22 protein-coding genes are annotated in these 26,910 nt (G+C 60.8%); 12 read left to right on the forward strand and 10 right to left on the reverse strand.

Translation table 11 applies throughout. From position 1 onward, the window contains the following. Positions 1–46 precede the first annotated feature (46 nt). The 3 genes from KBW81_RS14555 to KBW81_RS14565 all read right to left on the reverse strand — a co-directional run bounded on the left by KBW81_RS14555 (position 47) and on the right by KBW81_RS14565 (position 3,394). The gene (locus tag KBW81_RS14555; RefSeq protein ID WP_254247660.1) at positions 47–1,168 is read right to left on the reverse strand and encodes a hypothetical protein; all 1,122 of its coding nucleotides are present in this window, start codon (positions 1,166–1,168) and stop codon (positions 47–49) included. A 209-nt stretch (positions 1,169–1,377) separates the two neighbouring features. After that, complete coding sequence (locus tag KBW81_RS14560; RefSeq protein ID WP_254247661.1) at positions 1,378–2,460, reverse strand: coiled-coil domain-containing protein; 1,083 nt, start codon at positions 2,458–2,460, stop codon at positions 1,378–1,380. A 103-nt stretch (positions 2,461–2,563) separates the two neighbouring features. Further along, a complete protein-coding gene (locus KBW81_RS14565; protein ID WP_245754133.1) occupies positions 2,564–3,394 on the reverse strand; it encodes a L,D-transpeptidase in 831 nt (276 codons plus the stop codon). A 263-nt stretch (positions 3,395–3,657) separates the two neighbouring features. Between KBW81_RS14565 and KBW81_RS14570 the strand changes: the two genes are divergently transcribed. Next, complete coding sequence (locus tag KBW81_RS14570; protein WP_090186364.1) at positions 3,658–4,128, forward strand: hypothetical protein; 471 nt, start codon at positions 3,658–3,660, stop codon at positions 4,126–4,128. Positions 4,129–4,134: 6 nt separating this feature from the next. Here KBW81_RS14570 and KBW81_RS14575 read toward each other — a convergent pair whose 3' ends face one another. Beyond that, positions 4,135–4,911, reverse strand: a complete 777-nt coding sequence (locus KBW81_RS14575) for an alpha/beta hydrolase (RefSeq protein WP_254247662.1) — start codon at positions 4,909–4,911, stop codon at positions 4,135–4,137. Positions 4,912–4,980: 69 nt separating this feature from the next. On the opposite strand from KBW81_RS14575, the gene KBW81_RS14580 reads away from it, so the two are divergent. Together KBW81_RS14580 and KBW81_RS14585 are read left to right on the forward strand one after the other, a co-directional pair. Continuing rightward, positions 4,981–6,459 (forward strand): NAD-dependent succinate-semialdehyde dehydrogenase, encoded by a 1,479-nt coding sequence (locus KBW81_RS14580; RefSeq protein WP_254247663.1) that lies wholly within the window; start codon positions 4,981–4,983, stop codon positions 6,457–6,459. Between the two features lie 158 nt (positions 6,460–6,617). Further along, positions 6,618–7,712 (forward strand): sensor histidine kinase, encoded by a 1,095-nt coding sequence (locus KBW81_RS14585; protein ID WP_254247664.1) that lies wholly within the window; start codon positions 6,618–6,620, stop codon positions 7,710–7,712. Here KBW81_RS14585 and KBW81_RS14590 read toward each other — a convergent pair. Continuing rightward, a complete protein-coding gene (locus KBW81_RS14590; protein WP_254247665.1) occupies positions 7,709–8,302 on the reverse strand; it encodes a DUF1285 domain-containing protein in 594 nt (197 codons plus the stop codon). The genes KBW81_RS14585 and KBW81_RS14590 overlap by 4 nt on opposite strands. A 58-nt stretch (positions 8,303–8,360) precedes the next feature. On the opposite strand from KBW81_RS14590, the gene KBW81_RS14595 reads away from it, so the two are divergent. From KBW81_RS14595 to KBW81_RS14610, 4 genes are all read left to right on the forward strand, one after another. Next, on the forward strand, positions 8,361–9,365 hold the full coding sequence (locus KBW81_RS14595; RefSeq protein WP_254247666.1) for an AAA family ATPase: 1,005 nt from the start codon (positions 8,361–8,363) through the stop codon (positions 9,363–9,365). After that, positions 9,362–10,234 carry a DUF58 domain-containing protein gene (locus KBW81_RS14600; protein WP_254247667.1) on the forward strand — a complete coding sequence of 291 codons (873 nt, stop codon included), beginning with the start codon at positions 9,362–9,364 and terminating at the stop codon, positions 10,232–10,234. Before KBW81_RS14595 ends, KBW81_RS14600 begins: the two co-directional genes overlap by 4 nt. A gap of 130 nt (positions 10,235–10,364) precedes the next feature. Beyond that, positions 10,365–13,133 (forward strand): DUF4159 domain-containing protein, encoded by a 2,769-nt coding sequence (locus KBW81_RS14605; protein ID WP_254247668.1) that lies wholly within the window; start codon positions 10,365–10,367, stop codon positions 13,131–13,133. A gap of 79 nt (positions 13,134–13,212) precedes the next feature. Continuing rightward, complete coding sequence (locus KBW81_RS14610) at positions 13,213–15,294, forward strand: hypothetical protein (RefSeq protein ID WP_254247669.1); 2,082 nt, start codon at positions 13,213–13,215, stop codon at positions 15,292–15,294. Here the strand turns inward: KBW81_RS14610 and KBW81_RS14615 are convergent. Next, positions 15,291–15,638 (reverse strand): hypothetical protein, encoded by a 348-nt coding sequence (locus tag KBW81_RS14615; RefSeq protein WP_254247670.1) that lies wholly within the window; start codon positions 15,636–15,638, stop codon positions 15,291–15,293. The genes KBW81_RS14610 and KBW81_RS14615 overlap by 4 nt on opposite strands. Then, positions 15,635–16,333 (reverse strand): DUF599 domain-containing protein, encoded by a 699-nt coding sequence (locus tag KBW81_RS14620; protein ID WP_254247671.1) that lies wholly within the window; start codon positions 16,331–16,333, stop codon positions 15,635–15,637. Before KBW81_RS14620 ends, KBW81_RS14615 begins: the two co-directional genes overlap by 4 nt. Before the next feature lie 82 nt (positions 16,334–16,415). On the opposite strand from KBW81_RS14620, the gene KBW81_RS14625 reads away from it, so the two are divergent. The 5 genes from KBW81_RS14625 (at position 16,416) to KBW81_RS14645 (ending at position 21,864) form a co-directional block, all read left to right on the forward strand. After that, positions 16,416–17,849, forward strand: coding sequence for an FAD-linked oxidase C-terminal domain-containing protein (locus KBW81_RS14625; RefSeq protein WP_254247672.1), 1,434 nt, complete (start codon positions 16,416–16,418; stop codon positions 17,847–17,849). A gap of 60 nt (positions 17,850–17,909) precedes the next feature. Continuing rightward, positions 17,910–18,992 (forward strand): FAD-binding protein, encoded by a 1,083-nt coding sequence (locus KBW81_RS14630; protein ID WP_254247673.1) that lies wholly within the window; start codon positions 17,910–17,912, stop codon positions 18,990–18,992. Then, complete coding sequence (glcF, locus tag KBW81_RS14635) at positions 18,992–20,395, forward strand: glycolate oxidase subunit GlcF (protein WP_254247674.1); 1,404 nt, start codon at positions 18,992–18,994, stop codon at positions 20,393–20,395. Before KBW81_RS14630 ends, glcF begins: the two co-directional genes overlap by 1 nt. 55 nt (positions 20,396–20,450) lie before the next feature. Then, a complete protein-coding gene (locus KBW81_RS14640) occupies positions 20,451–21,263 on the forward strand; it encodes a trypsin-like serine peptidase (RefSeq protein ID WP_254247675.1) in 813 nt (270 codons plus the stop codon). A gap of 133 nt (positions 21,264–21,396) precedes the next feature. Further along, positions 21,397–21,864, forward strand: coding sequence for an Hsp20 family protein (locus tag KBW81_RS14645; RefSeq protein WP_090186327.1), 468 nt, complete (start codon positions 21,397–21,399; stop codon positions 21,862–21,864). Between the two features lie 69 nt (positions 21,865–21,933). Here the strand turns inward: KBW81_RS14645 and KBW81_RS14650 are convergent, their stop codons facing one another. The 3 genes from KBW81_RS14650 to polA form a co-directional block, all read right to left on the reverse strand. Further along, complete coding sequence (locus tag KBW81_RS14650) at positions 21,934–22,416, reverse strand: pyridoxamine 5'-phosphate oxidase family protein (RefSeq protein WP_254247676.1); 483 nt, start codon at positions 22,414–22,416, stop codon at positions 21,934–21,936. A 78-nt stretch (positions 22,417–22,494) separates the two neighbouring features. Next, on the reverse strand, positions 22,495–23,976 hold the full coding sequence (gene nhaC / locus KBW81_RS14655; protein ID WP_090186320.1) for a Na+/H+ antiporter NhaC: 1,482 nt from the start codon (positions 23,974–23,976) through the stop codon (positions 22,495–22,497). A 100-nt stretch (positions 23,977–24,076) separates the two neighbouring features. Continuing rightward, entirely contained in the window at positions 24,077–26,887 is a 2,811-nt protein-coding gene (gene polA, locus KBW81_RS14660) for a DNA polymerase I (protein WP_254247677.1), read from the reverse strand. Positions 26,888–26,910 lie beyond the last annotated feature (23 nt).

Raw genomic sequence — 26,910 nt, forward strand, 5'->3', positions numbered from 1 at the left:
CTTGCCAAATAAACTCCCGCCGGAGGCTCCTGCACATCCCATAACGCTACCGATAGCCCCTCACGCGCCCATCATCGCCAACGACAAACTTACGCACATCGTCAAAACCCGCAGGCCGGCGTTCAGCAAGCGCTTGATAGGGCCGCGCCGGCATAATGATCGACCGATCCATCCGGCTCACGCCCCGATCCTGCGCGCCCGCGTCAAAGGGATCGCGGGCAAAGATTTGACGTTCCACCGTGCCGAACCAGCCGGATTTGACCTGTTCGACCCGCTCGGTCTGCAAATCCTCTTCGGTCCAGACCAGCGCCCAATCCTCACCCACCGGACTCTGGGCCTGCTCTAGCACTTCGCGCAGCGGGCCGTTTTGTTGGGTAAAGGCGCTGGAATACATGGGCCCCACGTGAAAGCGCCGCAGCCGTACGGGGTGCAGATCGTCGAAGTCTGCGTCAAACCCCGTTGCAATCGTCATCAGTTTCAGCCCGGCGATCGACTGCGCCATCAGATGCGTTTGCGCCATTGGCCAACGGCGATCATCCTTGGGCAGGCCAACCCGGCCCGTATCCTCGACATCCATTAGGTACAGGGTCGGCAGGTTCACCTGACTGTCATAGACAGCCCAATGCACCAGAAAATGCCGCCGGTCGCCGCGGTGCGACAGGAAAACAGCCTGCGGATCATTGCGGGCCCAAAACTGGCCGCCCTTCACCAATTCCTCGTAATAGAGCCGCTGAGACATGGCATATTGCAGCCGCGTCGGGATCGTCAGATCGCCAACGATCTGGCGGATCATCTGCGATTTCAGATCATCAACGGACGGCATCCCCGCCAGATGCTGCCCTGCCTGCAGCGCATCATTCGCCATCTCAAGCAGCTCTTGGTAAACAGGAAAGCCACTTTCAACCCGGTCGATGGTCAACTGCCCCGCATGGGACGCCCGGCCAGCGAACTGGTACTTATGCGCCAGCGCTGTAAAGCTGTAGTTTAGTCCTGCAAGGTAGCCTGCCAGCGCCCCGATATCCGCCTTGGACAGCCGCCCTTCGGTCTGCATCGTGGCCGCGACCTGCGACAGGTGCCGCGTGATCCGGGCGAACTTGTCAAAATAGCGCCGAGTGACACGCGTGTCTTCCAGCTTGAAGTGGTCAAGGGCGAGGTCGGTTTCAGCCATGATGCCCGCGCAGTTTTCTGATGCCTATGAAAGCAGCCCACAAAGCAGCCATACCCAGCATCGGGACCGTTAGAATATAGAACATGACATATGCAAAAGCCGTCACTGGAGAAACCGCACCATGCTGCCCCGACTCCGTCAGAAACGTGACAATAGGGAAGCACAGCGCAACGCCCGACAACCAAAGCGGTGCCGCGAATCGGCGCATCTTAGCTGTTATCCCCATACTGATTACTGTCGTGCTTCTCTACAATCTTGGCAAAACGGCGCATAAACCGCTCGTCCGCCTTGGCCTTCTGTTCCAGCACATCGCGGGCAAAGACCATGTGGTCGCCGTGCGCTTCTAGCATGTCGGCCATCCGGCTGTTGGTCGCGGCACCGATGGCGGCCATGGCGGTCTGCGCCTCTTGGTCCGTTTTGACGCCAATCTCGTTGATGCGGTGGGCGACGTCCTGTTGCTGCGCTGTTTTCAAGGACTTGGACAGGGCGTCATACAGCACAACGCGCTGCTTGGTGTCTGTCTGCAGTTTGTTAATTAGCACCATCTGCGTCGCGGCTTGGTTCTGCAGACTGTCGATCCAGGTCTTACCCTTTTCGATATAACGCTCCAGCGTTTGGGACTGCGCCAACTGCACCTGTTCGGCCTGAACCAGCTCGTTATAGCGGGTGTTCAGCGCGGCAAGCTCGCTTTCCAGCTTAGTGCGCACACCAGCGTCCTGTTCGACGCTAATCTTGTTTTCCAGTGTGATAATCGCAGGGTCCATGCTTTGCACTTCGGCGCGTACACGCTCCAGCTCTGCCACGGCAATTTCGCGGTCGGACAGGGTGGTGGTCAAATTGCCTTCGACGCGGGCCTTTTGATCGTTCAGCATTTCCAGCTGACCTTGCAGCAGGCGCGTAATCACATCGGATTTGGAAATCAAATCCTGCAATTTATCGTCGACGCTGGCCTGACGCATACGCTCTTCGCGCATGGAATCCGATTTACCCTTGGAAAAGAAACCAATCAACTTTTCCGAGGTCGTCTTGGACCGCATTTCTTCAAAATCGCGGGAAAAGCCTGCGGTGACGTCGTCTAGCCCCATGATCAATTCCGCGATATTCGCGTTCATCAAATCGGTATGGGCGTGAACATCGTCCAGCGTGGCGTTTTCGATATCGATACTGACGTCGGTGCCAGCGGCCATCTTCTGACGGGCCTCTTCGATCCGGCCCGTAAGCGCGGCAATCTTGCCCTGCGCGGCCGCAACCTGCTGCTGACTATCTTCTATTTGCTGATCAAACGACGCCATCTTCATCCCTCACATGCCAAACGTGACTCCTAGATAAGGAGTCACGCCAATTTTACCAATACGCATCACATGCGTTTGGGGCATTTTTCAGGCAAGTCGCGGCTTAGTTGAACGCCAATTGCGTTAGGTCAGGCTTCTTGTCGTTTGCAATCGCTTCGGCACCCAACAGATCTTCTGGATCGACAATCTTGGGGGGCAATTCGCGGCCGCGGTTATAATATTCTGGATCCACCCGCATCGATTCACTTTCGGACCGAATATTGATCGTCATCGGCAACGACACATTATTGAATAGGTGAATAATGTCTTGGTTGAACATGCGAATACAGCCAGCAGAGCCGGAATTGCCGATGCTATCCAGATCGTTGGTGCCGTGAACACGGTAATAGGTGTCGCGGCCATTACGATAGATATACAGCGCACGTGCGCCAAGCGGGCTGCGCAGACCGCCGGGGATGCCGCCACGGAATGAACCATAGACCTCTGGCTCAGTGCGCAGCATGTTCGCTGTCGGCGTCCAGCCCGGCCAAGCCTTTTTCAGCTGGATGGTCGCAAGACCTGACAATGTACGACCCTGACGGCCGACACCGACAGGATAACGCGTCGCCGTACCGTCGAATTTCACGTGATACAGAAACTTAGCATAAGGATCGACGTCGATCGAACCTGCAGGTGCCTCGCCCGTATAAATACCTTCCATGCGGCGATTGACGCCTTCGGTGTACTGCAGCGGAATTGCGGGCAAATCATATCCCGCATCGCGCAGGGGGCCGTACTCTGGCAACCAGTTCACTTGCGGCACGACGGGGGCAGAATCCGGCACGCGCGGCGCACAAGCCGCAGCAGAAGAAGCAAGGAGCAAAGCGCCGAAAGATCGGCGATTTAAGGCTTTCGAAAACGTCATATGGGGCAGCACCACAAATAAAAATGTCAATCCTAGTTATCATTCTGGCGTAAAATGGCAATGCAATGCCGTGCCGCGTTATGTTTCAATGCGTCAAACCCAGTTGACCGCTAAAGGTTTAGGCGCGACCAGCAGCGGGCGCGACTTTAATCCCCGCGATATCACTCGAAATGAGTGGCCACGGGCCTATTTTGAACACGGTGTAACCTTTGTGCCGCCGCAACTTGGGTGTGTAACGATCCCACCGGGTTGATCACCGGCACCGCGCGAAATCCAGACGAAGGCCGCCTGACATGAACATGAACTTCCTGCTGAACCGTTTGATGCGCTATGTGGCGCGGCGTGGATTGCGGGATCTTAAAAAGCTGATTCCCTCTGAAAGTACCCGGCTAGAACAGCCGCATGCGCCCGTGCATCTGGACGAGGCGCATCTGCAATTACATCTGTTTGGCGCAAACTTTCCATCGCGCAGCGAAGCTGACGCCTTTTGCACCCCGCCGCCCGGCACCGACTTGCCCAGCCGTCTGACGCAGGAACTCGATGGTGCCTTTATCGACGAAAACGAGGTCGAGGTTGTCCACGGCGACATCCTTGCCAGGTTGCTAGAATTCATGCCGAGTGACGAGGCTGACGACATCATGCTGCGGCTTGCCGGTGACGACACGCTGATCATGATAACGGAAAACGCCTTTCACGACCTACCCTATACCGTCGATGACACAGAGCATCTGACCTATCTGGGGCATGTCATCGTCGACGTGTAATCCGCCTTAGCCGCCGACAACGTCCTGCGTGAGCTTTGATTCCGCGTCCTCTAGGCCTGCGATAATGTCAAAGTGGTGCCGCCCATCGTCAATCACCACCGGGCAATTCCACGCCTGACCCAGCCAGCGCGCTTGATCCAGAAACGCGGGCCGCTCTGCCCCGCCGACCCAGACCGTCACCGCAGCATCGGGGATCGGCTGATGGATCGGGCTTTCAGCACGCGCTGTGCCCGCATCAAGACCAAAGTCTGCGTTCATACTGGTGCGCAAAAACGGTTCCAGATCACAGAGTGGAGAGATCGGGACAACGCCTGCCACCCGTTTTATCCAATCGCCCGCCACCTGCGGGTCCAGCATCCGCGCCACCAGATGCCCGCCAGCCGAATGCCCCGTCAGCCGCAATGGGCCCGCGCAGCGATCCGCGATGACACCAATCGCCGCCGCGATCTGCCGGGTGATTTGCGGGATCGTCACATCGGGGCACAGGTCATAGTCCACACTGGCCACCCGCCACCCTCGTGCCAGCGGGCCTGCCGCCAGATGGGTCCACAGATCCTTGTCCGTGCTGCGCCAGTAACCGCCATGCACGAACACCACAGTGCCCAGCGCGTCGCCGGCAGGTTCAAACAGATCGAACACCTCTCTTGGGCGGGGGCCATAGGGTTGGTTCAACGCGCCCGGTACTGCAGCACGAAACGCCTTCGCCTTGGCCGCCCATTGCGCCGGAAAGGCGTCGCCACCCGGTATGTGGGGCCCATTTGCATAAGCATCGTCCAAATCCATCGCCGTTTCCCTTTCGCCCACAGAGCCTATATGCCTGTGACAACCCTACCCTGAAATGCGGAGAGCGCCATGCTTGACCAGAAGACAGACCTTGCCAGCCAACTCAAGCGTCCGGACCTGCTTTGCCAGCAGGCCTTTTTGGCGGGCGAATGGGTCGATGCCAAATCCGGCAAAACCATCGAGGTCACGAACCCCGCCCGCGGCGACGTCATTGCCACCGTGCCTGACCTAAGCCGCGCCGAAATCAACGCCGCCATCGCCGTTGCCGATAAGGCGCGCAAAGGCTGGGCCGCGCAAACTGGCAAGGCCCGCGCTGCCGTGATGCGCAAGTGGTACGACCTGATGATGGAACACCAAGAAGACTTGGCGATCATCATGACCGCCGAACAGGGCAAGCCTTTGACCGAAAGCCGCGGCGAAGTCGCTTATGGCGCGGGCTACATCGAATGGTTCGGCGAAGAGGCAAAGCGCGTTTACGGTGAAACCATTCCCGGCCACGGTCCAGACAAGCGCATCATGGTCATCAAGCAGCCCATTGGCGTTGCCGCCGCAATCACGCCGTGGAACTTTCCAAACGCCATGATCGCCCGCAAGGTCGCGCCTGCGCTGGCCGTTGGCTGCGGTTTCATCGTGCGCCCCGCGTCCCTGACGCCGCTGTCTGCGCTGGCGATGGGTAAACTGGCCGAAGAGGCTGGCGTGCCGAAGGGTGTGTTTTCTGTCGTAACCTCGTCGTCGTCGTCCGAAGTCGGCAAAGAGTTCTGCGAAAACCCCATTGTGCGCAAACTGACCTTTACCGGATCCACCGAAGTTGGCCGCATCTTGCTGAAGCAGGCTGCCGATCAGGTCATGAAATGTTCGATGGAGCTGGGCGGCAATGCGCCGTTCATCGTGTTCGACGACGCCGATATCGACGCCGCCGTTGAAGGCGCGATTGCTTGTAAGTTCCGCAACAACGGCCAGACCTGCGTCTGCGCCAACCGGATCTATGTGCAAAAAGGCGTCTATGACGAATTCGCGCAAAAGCTGAAGATCGCCGTCGAAAAGCTGACAGTTGGCGACGGCCTGACCGCTGGCACCGACCTTGGCCCGCTGATTGAACCATCCGCCAAGGAAAAGGTGAAAGAGCATCTTGCCGACGCGCTGGCCAAAGGCGGCAAGCTGATCTCTGGCGGAGAAGAGCACGCGCTGGGCGGTCAATTCTTTCAGCCAACCATCGTGACTGGCGCGACGCAGGACATGAAGGTTGCGACCGAAGAAACCTTTGGCCCCTTTGCCCCGCTGTTCATGTTCGAGGACGAAGACGAAGTGATCGCCATGGCCAACGACACGATCTTTGGCCTGGCGTCCTACTTCTTCGCCAAGGACATCAGCCGCGTGTATAAGGTGCAAGAGGCGCTGGAATACGGCATTGTCGGCGTGAACACCGGTGTGATCAGCACCGAAGTCGCCCCCTTTGGCGGCGTCAAGCAGTCCGGCCTTGGCCGCGAAGGCAGCCACCACGGCACTGACGACTACCTCGAGATGAAGTACATCTGCACAAGTGTCTGATAAGACTGCTCTCGTTTAAGATTTCAGGCCGTCCGCAAGACATTGCGGGCGGCCTTGTCATGTTATCCGATAGCAGAGCAGCTTTACGGTCTTGCATCACTTTGTGTGCCGGGCGAAATACGGCCGTCCATGACGTTGCCTTACTGGAAAACCGCATTATGCGCGCGCCTTCGCACCCTCAAGAAGCTGAACGTCTGCAAACGCTTGCTGACTACGATATCATCGACACCCCGGCAGAAGCCGACTTTGATGACGTCGTCGCGCTTGCGTCCCGGATTTGTGACACCAAGGTGTCGCTCGTTTCGCTGGTCGACGAGTCGCGCCAATGGTTCAAGGCCAAGCATGGCTTCGACGACTTGGACACACCGCGGGACGCAGCAATCTGCGACCACGCGCTGCTTCAGGACGAACTGCTTGAAATTCACGACACCACAGACGACCCCCGCACAGCCGATAACGAGCTGATCATTACGGAAAAAGGCATGCGCTTTTATGCTGGTGTTCAGCTGCGCGCGCCCAATGGGCTGGCGATTGGTACCCTGTGTGTGCTGGATGACAAGCCGCGTCACCTGACCGATTTACAGCGCCAAACGCTGCGGACTTTGGCCAAACAGGTGATGAACCAGCTGGAACTGCGCCGCACCCTGCGCAACCAAGAAATCCTACGCGGAGAGATGGACCACCGCGTGAAGAACTCGCTGCAAACCGTCCAGTCTTTGCTGCGCCTTTACGCCAGCAAAATTCAAGACCCCGCTGCCCTGACCGCCTTTGCCGCCGTCGAACGGCGTGTCGCTGCCATCGTCGCCCTGCACCGCGAACTGCATCAGTCCAGCAGCATCGCCAAGGTCAACATGAAGCCCTTTATGGACGGCGTGCTGGGCCATCTGGCCGCCACCTGCCCTGACAACGTGCGCATCACTTCAGATATCGCGGCGTTCGAGCTTGCCTCGACCGAAGCGACAGCGCTGGCCGTCGTGGCGTCCGAATGTATCGCCAATGCGATCAAACACGCCTTTCCAGCGGATCAGCCTGGCGTAGTACACGTAACACTCGCCTATGCGCCCGATGGCAAAGTGCAGATGACTTGCCGCGACAATGGCGTCGGTGTCGTTGAAGACAACGCCACACGCGACCCGATGACATCGCTTGGCCTGCGGATCATGGACGCCTCTGCCCAGCAGATCGCCGCCACAGTCGACCGCCGCAGCACGCCGGACGGCTACGTCGTGGAAATGAGCTTTAAGCCAGTCTAAGCGGGCAACTCGTCCGCCGGGATGATCGGGAAAAACTCTCCGCCAGACCGCAGGCCGAACCAATCCGCGCCGTCGACAACCTGCGTCTGCCCCAGATCCACCAAACGGTAGAAGCTTTTGCGATCAATCAGCGCCTCTAGGTTGCTGCGCACCATGACATAGGGCGACGGCTCTCCGGTCGCGGCATCGCGCACAACCCGTATGGGGTGATCCGCATTGGCCGTGACCGTATCGCCCACGTTGGTTTCAAATATAAGGTCATCGCCGCGCTGCTGGAAATCGACCGCGACAAAGGGTGCATCTTCGACTGTGATCCCAACCTTTTCCCCCGGCGTGACCAGAACATAGTCATCGCCATCGCGCCGCAGGATTGTGGAAAACAGCCGCACCAGTGCAGGCCGCCCGATGGGTGTGCCCTGATAAAACCACGTCCCATCCCGCGCGATGCGCATGTCGATATCCCCGCAATGCGGCGGGTTCCACAGGTGCACCGGCGGCAAACCTTTGCCGCTTTGGGCGCTGCGGGCGGCGGCAGCCAGCCCTTCAGCGCTGGGTGTCACGTTCTTTTGTGCGTCTGTTGCTTTTGCCATTGGGGCCAACCGGGATAAGTGCTGATATGACAGACATAGAATTGCAGGAGGCATTGTCATGTCCGACACCGAAGATCTGGTCACTCAAATCGAAACATTGGGCCAAAAGCTGGCCCAAGCACGCGCTTCTATTGCTAGTCGCTTTCTGGGGCAGGACCGTGTTGTCGATCTGACGCTGACCGCGTTGATCTGCGGTGGTCATGCCGTTCTGATAGGTTTGCCCGGCCTCGGCAAGACCCGGCTGGTCGATACCCTGTCCACCGTCATGGGGCTGGACGGCAACCGCATCCAGTTTACCCCTGACCTGATGCCCGCCGATATTTTGGGGTCAGAGGTGCTGGACAGCCTGCCCGACGGCACCCGCCAGTTCCGATTTGTCGAGGGTCCGATCTTTTGCCAGCTACTGATGGCTGATGAAATCAACCGCGCTTCGCCGCGCACCCAGTCGGCTTTGCTGCAAGCCATGCAAGAACGCGAAGTCACGATTGCAGGCCAGCACCGCCCCCTTGGCCGCCCGTTCCACGTGCTTGCGACGCAGAACCCGCTGGAGCAAGAAGGCACCTACCCCCTACCAGAGGCGCAGCTTGACCGCTTCCTTGTGCAGATCGACGTGCCCTACCCCGACCGCGCAACAGAGCGTGACATCCTGATCGCCACTACCGGCGCGACCGAAGAGCAGGCGACAGCTGTGTTCACCGCCGATGAGTTGCTGGCCGCGCAAACCCTGCTGCGCCGGATGCCCGTCGGCGATGCGATTGTGGAAATGATCCTTGATCTGGTGCGGTCCTGCCGCCCGGATGCCGATGCCCCCGCCGCGATCCGGGGTGCCGTCAGCTGGGGCCCCGGCCCGCGCGCGGCGCAAGCCCTGATGATGTGCGTGCGTGCGCAAGCCTTGCTGGAAGGGCGTCTTGCCCCCACCGCGGACGATGTTCGCAAAATGGCGGGACCGGTGCTGAAACACCGCATGGCCTTGTCCTTTGCCGCCCGCGCGCGCGGCGAAGATCTGGACGCGATCATCGACACCATTGCCGCTGACGTCACCCGGACCACCCGCGCCGCATGACGGGTGCCCTCGCCCTTCGCGCCGCTGCCGAACAGCAGGCCAGCACGCTGCCGCCCCTGCTGGCAGCGGCAGAACAGTTGGCCAGCACTGTGATCCTTGGGGATCACGGGCGACGCAGGGCGGGCACTGGTGATACCTTCTGGCAATACCGCCCCGCGCAAAGCACCGACCATGCCCGTAGCATCGACTGGCGCCGCTCGGCCCGTTCTGACGTCAGCTTTGTGCAAGACAAGGAATGGCAGATCGCGCAGTCCGTCATGCTCTGGGTGGATCTCGGGGCCTCTATGCGTTTTGCGTCGACCGATAAGCTGCCGGAAAAGGCAACCGTCGCCCGCACACTGGCGCTGGCCTGCGCGATCTTGCTGATCCGGGGCGGTGAACGCGTCGGCCTGACAGGCAATGACCTACCTGCGCGCCGCGGCACGGCCCAGATCACCCAGATGGCCAACCTGTTGGCGCGCGATGACGCCGCCGACTACGCCTTGCCCGATGCACGCGGCATGGCCCCGCACTCTCGGGCGGTCTTTATCTCGGACTTCATGGGCGACGTAACCGGGGTCCAAGACGCCCTGACGCGCGCCGCCGACAACGGCGTGCGCGGCGCGCTCGTGCAAATCCTCGACCCCCAAGAAGAGGCGTTCCCCTTCGACGGGCGCACCATTTTCGAATCCATGACGGGCGCCCTGCGCCACGAAACCCTGAAAGCTGGCGACTTGCGCAATCGCTACTTGGATCGCTTAGCGGCGCGCAAAGATCACCTGACCCAGCTTGCCCGCACCACCGGTTGGCAATTCAGCACCCATCATACCGGTGCCCCCGCCACGCAGGCGCTGCTCTGGCTTTATCAATCCCTCGCCCAGCCCGCATGAGACGCTGCAATTGGTCTGCCATTCTTCTCGTCAAAAATATCCCGGGGGTCGCGGTTGTCGCGCCATTGGTCCAAGAGACAATGGCGACGGCAGAGCCCCAAGACGTCGCACCTAGCAAAAGGCCCGCCTGATGTTCACCCTCGGCCCCCTCGCATTCACGTCTGGCTGGCTTTTGCTCGGCCTGATCGCGCTGCCGGTTTTGTGGATCCTGCTACGCGCTGTACCACCCGCACCGATCCGCCGCCGCTTTCCCGGCGTGGCGCTGCTGCTTGGCCTTGCCGACGCCGAAAGCCAGTCTGACCGCACGCCTTGGTGGCTGTTGCTGCTCCGCCTTGCAGCCGTCGCCGCCGTGATTGTCGGCTTTGCCGGGCCGATCCTGAACCCGCAAGCTGCCCGCCCCGGCACCGGACCGCTGCTGATCATCGCCGATGGCACATGGGCCGACGCCCGCGATTGGGATGCGCGGACCGACCGAATGTCCGGACTGCTGGACGAAGCAGCACGGGCGGGGCGTACCGCTGCGATCGTCACGCTGACCGCCCCGCCCGTGGATGGTCCGAACTTTCAGCCCGCCGCTGCCGTGTCGCAGCAACTGCCGAACATCACCCCCGCCGCGTGGGAACCTGACACCGCCGCCGTCGCAGACTTTGCCGATACCCTGACCGGCAATTTCGAAACCTTCTGGCTGTCAGACGGCCTTGCCCGCGACAGCCGCACGCTTTTGCTGGCTGCGCTAGAGGCGCGTGGCACTGTGACCGTATTCCAAACCCCGCGCAGTACTGTCGCCCTGCGCCCCGCCCGGTTCGAAGACGGCGCGATTGCCCTGTCTGCCGTGCGCACCCCCAGCGGACCAAAACTGACCGTGCCCGTGCAAGCGATCGGCCTTGATCCGGCAGGCACTGAACGCGTGCTTGCCGCCGTCGACATGACATTTAACGCAGGCAATAGCGCAGCAGAGGTCACCCTGTCCCTGCCACCAGAATTGCGCAACCGCGTCAGCCGCTTTGCCGTCGCCGCGGCTCGGTCTGCAGGGGCCGTGACGCTGACCGACGATGCTTTGCGCCGACGCGAAGTCGCGCTGATCGCAGGCGGCGGAGAGGCAGAAGGCCTCGATCTGCTGTCACCGCTATATTACCTGCGCGAAGCCTTGTCCCCGACCGCCGATCTGATCGACGGAACACTGGCCGATGTGCTGCAAGCCAACCCAGATGTCGTTGTCCTAGCCGATGTCGCCAATCTGGCTGGGACAGAGGAAGACTCCCTACTGCAATGGGTCGAAGACGGCGGGCTTTTGCTGCGCTTCGCGGGCCCGCGCCTTGCGGCATCCGACGTTGGCCGCACCAGCGAAGACCCCCTGCTGCCCGTGCGCCTGCGTGCTGGCGGACGCAGCGTCGGCGGCGCGCTCAGCTGGGGAGAGCCGAAATCGCTGGCCCCCTTTCCCGAAAGCTCTCCTTTCTTCGGTCTGCAAATTCCAGATGACGTCACCGTCACCTCTCAGGTCGTGGCGCAGCCTGATCCGTCCCTTGCGGATCGGTCTATTGCGCAACTGGCCGATGGCACGCCGCTGGTGACGCGCAAAACCGTCGGCGAAGGTCAAATCGTATTGATGCATGTGACGGCAAACGCCGAATGGTCCACCTTGCCGCTGTCCGGTCTGTTCGTGCAGATGCTGGAACGGCTCGCCATTTCGACCCGCGCCGCCACGCCAGAGCCGGGCGATTTGGAAGGCACCATCTGGCTGCCGCAGGCCCGATTGGACGCGTTTGGGCGGCTGGACGACGCGCGTGCGCAGGCGGGCGTTGCCGGCGAGTTGATTGCAGACGGCACTGCCGGGCCAGACCTGCCGCCGGGCCTTTATGCCAATGACGACGCCAGTGTTGCCGTGAATATCGCCGGGCCCGACACCACACTGTCGACCGCCCAATGGCCTGCTCGGATTACCGTCGAAGGACTGGAAGTTCGCGCGGAAACACCGCTGCAAGGCTGGCTGCTGGCCGCTGCGCTGCTGATGTTGATGCTGGATGTGATTGCCTCTCTCGCCGTTGGTGGCCGCCTGCGCGGGCCGCGTGCGGATGTCGCAGCGATGGCGCTGCTGGCGGTGCTGGTCGGATTTATGCCGCGTACGGCCGCGGCGCAGGATGCCGATGACTTTGCTATTCAGGCCACCAGCAGCGTTGTTTTGGGCTATGTGACGACTGGCGACGCACAGACGGACGAGATTTCGCAGGCAGGCCTGCGCGGTTTGTCGGACACGCTATTCCGGCGCACATCGATCGAGCCTGCCGCCCCGATGGCCGTTGATCTGGAACGCGATGAGCTGGCGTTCTTTCCCTTCTTGTACTGGCCCGTCGTGCCCAGCGCCCCCCTGCCCAGTCGCGACGCCTATGCCAAGTTGAACCGCTACCTGCGGTCCGGCGGCATGATTCTGTTCGACACCCGTGATGCCGATACCGCGCGGTTCGGGTCTTCAAGCCCCGAAGGGCGGCAGTTGCAGGTCATCGCCCGGTCGCTGGACATTCCCCCGCTAGAGCCGATCCCCGAAGACCACGTGCTGACGCGGACATTCTACTTGTTGCAGGACTTCCCCGGCCGCACGGACAGCCGTGACGTCTGGGTCGAAGCATCCCCCCCGGACGCAGAGCTGGCGGACGGCATGCCGTTCCGCAATCTGAATGACGGTGTGACGCCGGTGGTGATCGGCGGCAATGACTGGGCGCGCGCTTGGGCGATCGACGCGCGGGGCAGCAAGATGTTTCCCGTGGGGCGCGGACAGGCTGGAGAGATCCAGCGGGAATACGCATATCGCTTTGGCGTAAACCTGATCATGCACGTGCTGACGGGCAATTATAAATCGGATCAGGTCCATGTGCCGAACCTGCTGGAAAGGTTGGGACAATGATTTGTCGTTGCGCAATCTGCCCGGGCTGGATGCCTCCGGCGGAGATATTTAAGACCAGAAGAAGCAGGGGACTTGCATTGTGACCGGGACTGTTGTGCTTGATCCGCTGCTGCCGCTGGTGGTGATTTACATCGTGGGCGCGCTGGTTGCGCTTGGGGTTGGGTTGGCTATCTGGCGGCGCCTGCCGGGCTGGTGGCTGCGCGGGCTGGCGGGGCTGGCCTTGCTGGCGGCGCTGCTGAACCCCGCTGTGCAGTCAGAGGATCGCGAAGCCCTGTCCGATATCGTCGTGCTTGTGGTCGATGCCTCGGCCAGCCAGCGGATCAGTGACCGCCCGGCCCAGACCGAGGCCGCGATTGCAAATGTCCGCGCCGAGGTTGCGGGGCTTGAGAATACAGAGCTGCGCGTTGTGACTGTCGGCGACGGCGATGGGGACAGCGGCACGCAGTTGATGACGGGTCTGTCCGATGCGCTGGCCGAAGAGCCGCAAGGGCGCATCGCTGGGGTGATCCTGCTCACAGACGGGCGGCTTCACGATCTGGAGCGCACCCCTGCCCTGCCCGCGCCGCTGCATGCGCTGCTGACGGGGCAGCCCGATGATTGGGACCGGCGGCTTGTGGTGTCGAACGCCCCCGCCTTTGCCATTCTGGGCGAGCCTGTGACGCTGACTTTGCGGATCGAGGATCAGGGTGCTGCGCCGCAGGGCGATGCCTTTGTGCCCCTCACCATCAGCATCGACGGCGGCGAGGCGATGGGATTTCAGGTGCCTGTGGACCAGGATATCGAACTGCCTGTCGATCTGCCCCATGGTGGGATGAATGTTCTGCAATTCGACACCCCCGCCGTGGACGGAGAGTTGACGCCGCGCAACAACGCGGCTGTCGTGCAGATTAATGGCGTGCGTGACCGGTTGCGCGTGCTGCTTGTCAGTGGCGAACCGCATGCGGGCGAGCGGACATGGCGCAATTTACTAAAAGCGGACGCGGCGGTTGATCTGGTGCATTTCACCATTCTACGCCCGCCTGAAAAGCAAGACGGCGTGCCGGTAGAGGAGCTGTCGTTGATCGCATTCCCGACGCGCGAGCTATTCATGGAAAAGATCGAAGATTTCGATCTGATTGTCTTTGACCGCTACCGTCGGCGGGGCATTCTGCCCGCCCTGTATCTGGAAAACATCGCGAATTATGTGCGCAATGGCGGCGCGGTGCTTGTATCCTCTGGCCCTGAATATGGCGGGGCGGAAAGCATCTATCGCTCTCCGCTGGAATCGATCCTGCCCGGCGCGCCGACGGCACGGGTGTTCGAGGAAGGTTTTGTGCCGCAGGTCAGCGATCTGGGCGAACGCCATCCTGTGACCGAAGGCTTAGAGGCGATGTCGCCGCCGTCTGCTGACGGAATTGGTCCCGGTTGGGGGCGCTGGTTCCGGCTGGTCGATACGGTTGTGGCGGACGGGGCAGAGGTCTTGATGACCGGGCTAGATGATCGCCCCCTGCTAACCCTAAACCGCGTTGGCGAAGGACGTGTTGCGCTGCTTGCCAGTGACCAAAGCTGGCTGTGGGATCGTGGCTATGAAGGGGGCGGGCCGCAGGCAGAATTGCTACGCCGTCTTGCGCATTGGATGATGAAAGAGCCCGAACTGGAGGAAGAGGCGCTTTGGGTCGAACCCACCGGGCAGACCATGCGGATCATCCGCCGCACGCTGGAAGAGACCGCGCCAGATGTGACCATCACTTCGCCTGATGGGACTGAAACTGTGCTTGAGCTAGAAGAAGTCAGCCCGGGCCGGTTCGAGGCACTTTGGACTGCGCCCGATGTTGGCCTTTATCGTCTGACCGACGGAACGCTCGATAGCGTCATCGCGCTAGGACCTGCAGCGCCCAAAGAGTTCGAGCAGACCATCGCCACGGGCGATCTGCTGGAACCGGCAGTCGATGGGACGCGGGGCGGGATCGCCGCGATTTCGGGCGGGGATATCGATCTGCGCAGCGTGCGCGAAGGCCGCCCTGCTGCGGGGCGCGGCTGGCTTGGTATCACGCCGCGCGGGGCTTATCGCACGGCTGCGATTAGCATCACGCCAGTCTTGCCTGCTTGGGCCTTCTTGCTGATTGCTTCGCTGCTGACCGTCGGGGCTTGGCTGCGCGAAGGGCGTGGGCGCAAAGCTTAAGGCTGAAGATCAAAAGGGGCTGCGCTTTCAGCCCAACCATCAACGTTACAGCTGACGCGCACAAAGATGCGCGTTGGCAACGGTTCTGCAACGGTCAGTCCCCGGGTGAATGGTTGCTCGTGCACATGTGGATGCGCCAGTGTGCGGGTGGCGAGGACAGTGCCCGCGCTATCCTCGATCCGCCAACCATCGGCGTAGTGGTCCCACCCCGTGTCGGGATGCGCCAGCGTCACGTCGATCTGCCAAGCTGCGCCGGTAGAGGTTGCTTCCATGCCCATGATCTGAGGGGTATCGGCAAGCGCGGGCGGGGCCAGCAAGCATAGTACTGCAAAAGGACGCATCATAGCGTTTCACCCAGCAAGATACGGCGCGGGATCGATGCGAATTCCCGGCTCCAAATCGTCCAGCCGACGATGACGGTCGCGAGGATCATCGCCCACGCGCCGATCAACCAAGCCAGCGCGCCCAGCGCGAAATACATCGCCCGCAACCCGCGGTTAAAGTTCATCGCGGCGCGCACGTTCAACTCTCCGGCTTGGGCGGCAAGGGGGTAGGCAGTCGGGTCGTTTGGGTCCTGCGGCACGGCAGCCATCAAGACAGAACAGTAGCCGAAGACACGGTTGGACCAGACGAATTTCAAAAACGCGGTGACCAAAAATAGCGTCACCAGACCAAGTTTAACCTGCCAGACCAGCGTAGGCGTTTCGGCCAACATCACCTCTGCCGCGACACCGCGCAGCGGATCGGTATTGCCGATCAGCGCAAGGACCCCCCCAATCGCAAGCAAGCTAGTGGACGCAAAGAACGACGTGCCTTGCCGCAGGCTGGCCAGAATTTGGCTGTCAAAAATGCGCGGATCGCGGGTCACAAAGACCTTCATCCAGTCGCGGCGGCGCTGCGCGACAAGCACGGTCACCGATGGCCGGCGCGCGCTAGGGTGTTCGATCAGCCAACCTAGCAGAATCCACAGACCAACAATCAGGCCTAATGCGACCAAATCAATGACGCCCAGCGCCGCAAGATGAGAGGTAAATATCATCGTCAATCCTTAGCATGGGAAGGACTTCTTGCCAGCGCCGCAAATTGGTTATAATATCTTACCAATTAACGGGGGACTTGCGATGCAGATGCCACAGCCCAATGCCAGCGTGATCGCGCTAAAAGACCAGCTTGCCGCGCGCTTGCGCAGCGTCATGCCCGCTGATGCGGTCATTACCGACATCGCGGAAACCCGCGCCTATGAATGCGATGGCCTGTCCGCCTATCGCTGCCCGCCCCTGCTGGCGGTCCTGCCTGCGTCCACACAAGAAGTGTCTGACATCTTGCGCATTTGTCACGACATGGGCGTGCCCGTCGTGCCGCGCGGATCGGGGACGTCACTGGCGGGCGGCGCGATGCCAACGGCGGATTGCGTGATCCTTGGCGTGGCGCGGCTGAACGCGGTGCTCGAGACTGATTATGCCGACCGGATCATTCGCGTGCAGACCGGACGCACGAACCTGTCCGTCACTGGCGCGGTCGAAGCAGAGGGTTTCTTTTACGCACCTGACCCGTCGTCCCAACTGGCCTGCGCGATTGCGGGCAATATCGCCATGAACTCTGGCGGGGCGCATTGCCTGAAATACGGCGTGACAACGAATAACTTGCTGGGCGTCACGATGGTGATGATGGACGGCACCGTGGTCGAGATTGGCGGCGGGCATCTGGATGCGCCGGGGCTGGACCTGCTGGGTGTCATCTGCGGGTCAGAAGGGCAGCTTGGCGTCGTGACAGAGGCGACACTGCGCATCCTGCACAAGCCCGAGGGCGCGCGGCCCATGTTGATCGGCTTTGACAGCAACGCTGTGGCCGGGGCCTGCGTGTCCGACATCATTAAGGCGGGCGTACTGCCCGTCGCCATCGAATTCATGGACCGCCCCTGTATCGTCGCCTGCGAAGCCTTTGCAAAAGCAGGTTATCCTGACTGCGAGGCGCTGCTGATCATCGAGGTTGAAGGCTCTGACGCCGAGATTGATCACCAACTGGCCCTGATCGGAGAGATCGCCGCACGCCATAACCCCGTGGAAGTGCGCGAGGCCCGGGACGCGGACCAAGCGGCCCGCATTTGGCTGGGCCGCAAGTCGGCCTTTGGCGCGATGGGACAGATCAACGACTACATGTGTCTTGATGGTACGATCCCGGTGACGGAACTACCGCATGTGCTGGACCGTATTCGCCAGATGTCGGCTGAATACGGGCTGGATGTGGCCAATGTGTTCCATGCCGGCGACGGCAACATGCACCCGCTGATCCTGTATAACGCGAACCTGCCCGGCGATCTGGAACGCTGCGAAGAATTTGGCGCGGCGATCTTGAAGCTGTGTGTCGAGGTTGGCGGATGCCTGACGGGCGAGCATGGCGTTGGCATTGAAAAGCGTGACTTGATGCACGTGCAGTTCAATGCCGCCGATCTGGATGCGCAGATGGCGGTCAAGGATGTGTTCGATCCGGGCTGGCTGCTGAACCCAGCCAAGGTATTTCCGCTGGATGCGAGCGAAAGCCATCGCGCGGCGTAGCTTGGGGGCCAGCCCCCAAACCCCCGAGATATTTTTGACCAGAAGAAGGCAGGGCCGCGAATGATGCCGACGAGTGAAGACGAACTTTCGGGGATGATCCGCGATGCTTCTGGCCCGATTTCGGTGCAGGGCGGTGGCACGCGAGGTGTGTTTGCGGACGGTCAAGCATTGTCGACCGCAGGGTTGAGCGGGATCACTCTGTATGAGCCCGGTGCGCTGACGCTGGTGGCGCGCGCGGGTACGCCGCTAGCAGAAATTGAGGCCGCTCTGGCAGCAGAGGGGCAGCGTCTGGCTTTTGAGCCGACAGATATGCGCGCGCTACTCAGCACCAGTGGCGCACCGACCATTGGCGGTATCGTGGCGACCAACGCCAGCGGTCCGCGCCGGATTCAGGTCGGTGCCTGCCGGGATCATCTGCTTGGCGTGCGGTTCGTCGATGGTGCGGGAAATATCGTCAAGAACGGTGGCCGCGTGATGAAGAACGTGACCGGCTACGACTTGGTCAAGTTGCTGGCGGGCGCGCATGGCACCCTTGGCGTCATGACAGAAGTCAGCCTGAAAGTGCTGCCACTGCCGCAAGCTGTTGCGACACTCTCAATCCCGGATCTGGACGCAGCGCAAGCGGTCGCGGCGATGTCGGCCGCGCTTGGCTCTCCCTACGATGTGACCGGGGCGGCGTGGGCGGATGGCGCGGCGATCGTGCGCTTAGAAGGGTTTAGCGATTCGGTGGCTTACCGCGCGGATCGGCTGGCGGAAGAGTTGACGCAATTTGGTGCTGTGACGATTGGCGATGTAGATTGGTCTGCAGTGCGCGACGCCCGTGCCTTTGCCGGGCAGCCCGGTGATGTCTGGCGCGTGTCGATCCGTCCGTCGGCGATGCCTGCGATGGTCAGTGCCCTTCGCGCCGGCGGTGACGTCCAAGTTATGGCGGACTGGGGCGGCGGGTTGTTATGGGTTTTGTGCGCGGCGGGGCGCGATCTGCGCACCAGCATCACCAGCGGGCATGCGACCCGGGTGCGGGGCGACGCCAGTGCAGCAATCGCGCGCTTTCATCCCGAACCTGCCGCCGTTGCTGCGCTTAGCCGCGGCCTGCGTCAGCGCTTTGACCCGCGCGGAATTCTGAATGCCGGAGTAATGGGCTGATGCAAACGACATTTACGAAGCAGCAACTGCAAGACCCCGGCACGGCGCGGGCAAATCAGATCTTGCGCGCCTGCGTGCACTGTGGTTTCTGCACCGCGACCTGCCCCACCTATCAGGTGCTGGGGGACGAGCTGGATAGCCCGCGCGGGCGCATTTACCTGATCAAGGATATGCTGGAAAACGAGCGTGTGCCCGATGCGAAAACAGTCAAGCACATCGACCGCTGCCTGTCCTGCCTTGCCTGTATGACAACCTGTCCGTCGGGCGTGCACTACATGCATCTTGTTGACCACGCCCGCGCCTACATCAACGAGCATTACAAGCGCCCTATGGGCGACCGGATGCTGCGTTGGGTGCTAGCCCGCGTGCTGCCCTATCCCGGGCGGTTCCGGCTTGCGCTGCTTGGGGCCAAGATCGCGCGGCCCTTTGCGGGGCTGATCCCTGATCCGCGACTGCGGGCGATGATCCAAATGGCACCGAAGGTGATCCCGCCTGTCAGCCGCAATGATGACCCGCAAACCTTTGCCGTGGCCGCGCCCACAATGCGCGTCGCGTTGATGACCGGCTGCGCCCAGCGCGCGCTGAATACAGACATCAACGATGCCACGATCCGCCTGCTGAACCGTCTGGGGGCAGAGGTTGTGGTGCCAGAAGGCCAAGGCTGCTGCGGGGCCCTGACCCACCACATGGGCAAAGAGGCCGAGGCCCATGCCACTGCTGCAAAGAACATCCGCGCCTGGACCGCGCAGATGGATGCGGGCGGGCTTGATGCGATTGTCATCAACACCTCTGGTTGCGGCACGACGGTCAAGGATTACGTCCATATGTTCCGCAATACCGATCTGGCCGACGACGCCGCGCGCGTATCGGCAATCGCCAAGGACGTGAGCGAGGTCATATTGGACCTGTTGCCAGCCAGCTCGCCCCATATCGACCTGAATGTGGCCAAGGGCGGCATTGCCGGAACGGATGCGAAGCGCCTGCCATCAGAGCCCAGCGTCGAGGGCAGCGGCATGCGCGTCGCCTACCATGCTGCCTGTTCCCTGCAACACGGCCAGCAGATCAAATCCGCGCCCAAAGAGCTGCTAAAACGCGCAGGTTTCACCGTGTTAGAGCCTGCTGATAGTCACCTGTGCTGCGGCTCTGCTGGTACCTACAACCTGATGCAGCCCGAAATCTCTGGGCAGTTAAAGGCGCGTAAAGTGGCCACGCTTAAGGCACTATCGCCGCAGATCGTTGCCGCGGGAAATATCGGCTGCATGATGCAGATCGGCACGGGCGCAGGTGTGCCGATTGTGCACACGGTCGAACTGCTGGACTGGGCAACCGGAGGGCCACAGCCGCCGGCCCTGACACGGCAGATTACTGACAACCCTGTTCCCAATTTGCGCGGGGCGCCTTAATCCAGCCTGAAACCCGTGCGACCAAGGCCGTATGGACCGTTTTATAAGGCAGGGCATGCGTCATTTTCTGGCACTCGTGATGGCGCTTTGGGCTAGCCTTGCCGCTGCGCAGGATACGAACCTGCAATCCCTTGATACCGGGGAAAGCAGCCGTGGCTGGCAATCGGTCGGCCGTTTGGACATTGCGGGTAGCGGATTTTGTACCGCGTCCCTCATTTCCCAGACGATGATTATTACCGCGGCGCATTGCGTCTATGCCGACGATGGCAGCCTTATTCCGGCCAAAAACTTTACCTTTCTCGCAGGCCTACGTGATGACCGGGCGATGGCCACCCGCGCCATCATCAAGGTCACGCCTCATCCGGACTATCGACATCACGGCGAGAAACCACAGGACGGTGCCGTGGCCGTCGATCTGGCCGTGCTTGAACTTGAACGCCCGGTCCGTCTGCCAAGCCTGACGCCCTACGGGATCGGCCCCACACCAACAGTGCAGGCTGACGTCGCGGTCGTGTCCTATGCCCGCGACCGCGCAAATGCGGCTAGCCTACAGCGGGTGTGCCACGTGCTGGACCAGTCACGCGGCGTGCTGATGATGTCGTGTTCTGCCGATTTCGGAGCCAGCGGCGCACCCGTGTTTTGGACACAAAACGGGCAATCGCGCATTGTTGCGATCGTGTCCGCGATGGGCACGTCGAATGGCAAGCAGGTTTCACTTGCTGTCGCGGCGGCCTCTGCCATCGACGCGGTGTTGATTGCGCATCGGTCGAACCAAGGGCAAATCACGCAGGCCCCGCAGGCACCCCAGCCGCGTTTCACCAGCAGCGGCACGCGCAATGACACGGGTGCCAAGTTCGTCAGGCCGTAGCGCCCCCCTCTTGAACCACTGCAAAACGCTCCCCACATCAAGGTCAGGACGGTGCCACAACGGGCCGTCCGTACGATACGCCTGTCCCTTTGCGGGAAGGCGTCACTGTTATCGCTTTGAAAAGGATGACCCGATGCGTAGCTATGATTTAACACCCCTTTACCGCGCCACTGTTGGCTTTGATCAAATCGCCGACCTGATGGACCGCGCTTTGGCCGCCGACGTTGGCCAATCGACCTACCCCCCTTATAATATTGAAAAGACCGAGGATGACGCTTGGCGCATTTCGATCGCTGTCGCTGGCTTTGCCGATAGCGACCTTGGGATCGAAGTGAATGACCGCGCCCTGATCGTGACGGGCCGCAAGTCCGAGGACGAAAGCGCGCGCAAGTTCCTGCATCGCGGCATCGCCACGCGCGCGTTCGAGCGTCGCTTTCATCTGGCTGACCATGTCCGCGTGACGGGCGCTAGCCATGCCGACGGCATGCTGCATATCGATCTGGTCCGCGAAGTGCCCGAAGCGCTGAAGCCGCGCCGGATTGCGATTGAAAAGTCGAACGCAACCCGCACAGATGTTGTGGACGCAAAAGCCGTCAACTGATCCGGTATCAGCGGGCAAACGAAAGGCGGGCCGATTGGCCCGCCTTTTTTTTGATCGTTCTAGCAAAGTTTAGAACGTCAATTCAGCCTGATATCCGGTGTCGGGTTGGGTGTCAGTCAAGTTGGCCTTGGCAATTTCATACAGAAACTTAACGCCGCTGGTGGTCGACAGCCAGACCGCAGCCTTGGCCGGGGTGAAGGCCAGTAGGCGCAGATCGGGGTCTTGTTTGTCATCCTCGAACCAAGCCGAGGCGACCATGTTCCAGATTTCGTCCAAAACCTCTTTGTCATTGTCATGGGCCAGCGTGCCTTCAACGTTGGCATAAAGGCCGGATTTGGCGTCGGCGATCACAAACCGTGCCTCTGACGGGGTGGCAGATGTTCTATCTACGATCTCTTCGCCTTTGGCGGCGATAAACCAAATTTTCCCATCGCGTGTCTTGCGCAGGTTGGGCGACATTGGCACCAGCTTGCCGTCGCTGGTCAGGCCCAGCATGCCGGCCTGCACGTCGTCTACGCGGTCCCAGAAATCGGCTTTTGCGTCCTTAGTCATGGCATTGATCCTTTTGTGTCCGTTGCCGCAAGAACCCGCCAGAAGGGCGATTTGTTCCTGCGGCAACGGCGCGGCGGATCAGGCGTGTTTGCCAAGGGTGTGGTCTGACATATCCATCACGTCCTCGTTCGACTTTTCCCACTGGCGGCGTTCTTCGTCCGTCGCCTTGGGCGAAAACAGCCCCGTCAGCGCATAGAAGATACCGATCACGGGGGCGGTCCAGCAGGCAAAGGACAGCGGAATATACAGCAGGTTTTCCAAATTGCCGTCCATGATGCCAAGCCCCAGCGCAGAGATGACAAAGGCACCGCCCGCGTTCCACGGGATCAGCGGCGACATCAATGTGCCTCCCTCTTCGACCGCGCGGGACAGGTTCAGCGTGGAATATCCCATACCGCGATACAGCGGCGCATACATACGGCCGGGCAACGCGATGCTGATGTACGGATCACCCGCCACCATGTTGGTCGCAAAGGATGTCGCGATAGCAGAGGTTTGCACTGCGCCAAAGCTGCTGACGCGAGAGATGATCGCGTTGATGATCGCCTCTAGGCAGCCTGTCCGTTCCAGCGCGCCGCCAAAACCAAGCGCGATCAGGATCAGCGAAATTGTCCACATCATCGATTGGATACCGCCAGAATTCAGCAAGCTGTCGATATCGGCGATGCCGGTGTCGATGCTGTAGCCCGACTGCGCAAAGGCAAAGACGTCATGCAGCCCGTAGCCTTGCCAAAAGATCGCAACGGCAGCGCCCGCTAACACACCGGCAAACAGCGACGGCAGTGGCGGGTTCTTGGTCAGTGCCAAGCCAATGACCACAACGGCTGGCAGCAATGGCACAAGACCAATGGCGAACTGGCTTTGCAGCTCTGTCGTGATGGCGGTGATGGCGTCAAAGGATGACCCCTCACTGTCGATCAGCGCGAAGCCCGCGATAAGGTAGATCACCAACGCGATCAGCATCGCAGGAACCGTCGTCGGCAGCATATTCTGGATGTGGTCAAACACCGTGGTGCCGGTGACAGCAGGTGCAAGATTCGTGGTGTCAGAGAGCGGAGAGATTTTGTCGCCAAAGAACGACCCCGACACGACAGCGCCCGCGGTCCAATAGACTGGCACGCCAAAGCCCGCGCCAATGCCCATCAGCGCAAGGCCAACAGTGCCGACGGTGCCCCAGCTGGTCCCCAGCGACAGCGACACGACAGCACAAAGGATCATGGCGGCCGCGAGGAAGATCGAAGGGTTCAAGATCGTCAGACCGTAATAGATCAGCGTCGGCACCGTGCCAGATGCGATCCACGTGCCGATGATCATACCGACGACGATCAGCACTGCGACGGATGGCATCGACACGTGGATCACGTGAAAGATGCCCTCGCGCACGTCCATCCACTTTTGCCCGCGCAACACGCCAAGCAAAGACGTAATGGCAAGACCGATCACCAGCGGAATATGCGGGGTGAAATCGCCGTAATAGAAAAGTTGAAGCGCCAATAGCCCCAGTGTCAAAACGACCGGCAGAAGCGCCAGCCCCAGTGATGGCAGATTTTTCTCTGACATTGTTCCCTCGATTTTGTTCCTGTTATTGTGAAAACAACGGGAACGTCGGCGGGAAAGTTCCGAAAAACTGGGAACTAAGGGCAGTTTCCTGCCCTTAGCGTTAGTGGGCGGCGGCCCAGTTTAACCCTTGTCCGGCCTCTACCGCGAGTTTCACATCCAGCTTTACCGCCGGGTCAGAGGCGTTTTCCATGACATCACGGGCCGTCTCGATCAGCTTGTCTTGCGCACCGTCTTCGACCTCGAACAGCAGTTCGTCGTGGACCTGCAGCAGCATCTTGGCGGGCTGGCCTTTGATCGCATCCGGCATGCGGATCATCGCGCGGCGGATAACATCAGCAGCTGTGCCTTGGATCGGCGCGTTGATCGCGGCGCGCTTGGCAAAGCCGGCTTGCGGGCCTTTGGCGTTAATCTCTGGCGTGTTGATCTTACGGCCGAACAAGGTCTGGACGTAGCCATGATCCTTAGCGAATTTCACGGTGTCATCCATATACGCGCGGATGCCGGGGAAGCGTTCGAAATACCGGTCGATGAACCCCTGTGCGTCGGCGCGCGGAATGCGCAGGTTGCGCGCCAAGCCAAAGCCGCTGATGCCGTAGATCACGCCAAAGTTGATCGCTTTGGCCTGGCGGCGAATGTCGGGTGTCATGTCTTCTAGCGGGACGTTGAACATCTCTGATGCGGTCAGCGCGTGAATGTCGACGCCGTCGCGGAAGGCTTGCTTCAACTCTTCGATACCGGCGACATGCGCGAGGATGCGCAGTTCGATCTGGGAATAGTCGAGGCTTACCAGCACCTTGCCATCCTCGGCGATAAAGGCTTCGCGGATGCGGCGGCCTTCGTCTGATCGGACGGGAATGTTTTGCAAGTTCGGATCGGTCGACGCCAGACGCCCCGTGTTCGCCCCCGCGATGGAATAGGACGTATGAACGCGCCCCGTTTCGGGGTTGATGTGGTCCTGCAGCGCGTCGGTATAGGTCGATTTCAGCTTGGCCAACTGCCGCCAGTCCAGAATACGGCGCGGCAGATCGTGGATGGTGGCAAGGTCCTCGAGCACATCAGCGCCGGTGGAATAGGCTCCGGTCTTGCCAGTCGCGGGCTTCTTGCCATCCGGCATGGTCAGGTTCAGCTCGTCAAACAGGATTTCGCCCAGCTGCTTGGGGGATCCTACGTTGAACTTGCGCCCTGCAAGCTCCTGAATCTCATCCTCTAGCCCGGCCATTTTCTGGGCAAAGGCGTTGGACATGCGCGACAGCGTATCGCGGTCGACTTTAATGCCCGCCATCTCCATCTGCGCCAGCACGGGCACCAATGGGCGTTCCAGTGTTTCATAGACGGTGGTGACGCCTTTGACGTGCAACTGCGGCTTCAGCAGTTCCCACAGGCGCAGGGTGATATCAGCGTCTTCGGCGGCGTATTTTACCGCGTCATTAATTGGCACCCGGTCAAAGGTCACGGCAGATTTTCCGGTGCCAAGAAGCGGCTTAATCGGGATCGGCGTATGGCCAAGGTATCGTTCCGACAACGTATCCATGCCATGGTTATGCAGGCCCGCGTGCATCGCGTAGGACAGCAGCATCGTGTCGTCGATCGGGGCAACGTTAATGCCCTGCAACGCGAAAATCTTTGCGTCGTATTTCATGTTCTGCCCGATTTTGAGGATGCTTTCATCCTCTAGCAAAGGCTTCAACGCAGCGAGGCAGGCGTCGAAATCGATCTGACCCTCTGCCCGCGCGTCAGAGCCGAACAGATCGTCCTGCGCCGCAGCCTTATGCGCCAGCGGGATATAACAGGCCTGCCCCGCGGTGACGCACAGGCTGATGCCCACCAGATCGGCGCGCATTTCGTTCAGCGATGTGGTTTCAGTGTCGACGGCGACGTAGCCGCGTTCCATGATCCGGTCGATCCAGACCTGCAGCGCATCCAGCGTCCGAACGCATTCGTAGCCGTCCGCATCGAACGGCACCTCGTCCGGGGTCGCGACGTTGGCCACCGGGGCGGTCTCGATAACCGGCGCTTCTGCGCCCAAACGATCCGCAATCCGCTTTGTCACAGTGCGGAATTCCATCTCGGCCAAGAAGGCGAGCAGTTTTTCCGGCTCTGGGTCACGGATTTCCAGATCATCCAGCCCAAAGGGCAACGTCATATCGCAGTCGAGCTGCACAAGGCGTTTCGACAGCTCAATCTGGGCACGGTGGTCGATCAAGGTTTGGCGGCGTTTGGGCTGCTTAATTTCGGTCGCGCGGTCCAGCAGGCTTTCCAGATTGCCAAATTCGTTGATCAGCAAGGCAGCGGTCTTAATCCCGATGCCGGGCGCGCCGGGCACGTTATCGACAGAATCGCCAGCCAGCGCCTGCACATCAACGACGCCTTCAGGCGGGACGCCGAACTTTTCGATCACCGCCTCGCGGTCGATACGCTTGTTCTTCATCGGGTCCAGCATTTCAACACCGTCACCGACAAGCTGCATCATGTCCTTGTCAGAGCTCAGGATCGTCACCCGCCCGCCGGCATCCCGCGCCATGTGGGACAGGGTGGCAATGATATCGTCAGCCTCAAACCCTTCGATCTCTTCGCAAGCGATGTTGAACGCACGGGTGGCGTCGCGGGTCAGCGGGATCTGCGGGCGCAGATCCTCTGGCATCGCCTCGCGGTTCGCCTTGTACTGGTCGTACATGTCGTTGCGAAAGGTATGGCTGCCCTTATCAAAAATCACAGCGACATGCGTCGCGGCATCAGGGCCGGCGTTATTCTCAATATAGCGCTGCAACATGTTCACAAAGCCGCTGACTGCGCCGACAGGCAATCCGTCAGAGGCGCGCGTGAGCGGCGGCAGCGCGTGATAGGCGCGGAATATGAAGGCAGAGCCGTCAATCAGATGTAGATGACAGCCTTTTCCAAACGCGTTGGCCATGGTGAACTTCCTCGTTTGGTCGG

This window comes from Loktanella salsilacus, from assembly GCF_024206795.1.
GTDB lineage: Bacteria > Pseudomonadota > Alphaproteobacteria > Rhodobacterales > Rhodobacteraceae > Loktanella > Loktanella salsilacus.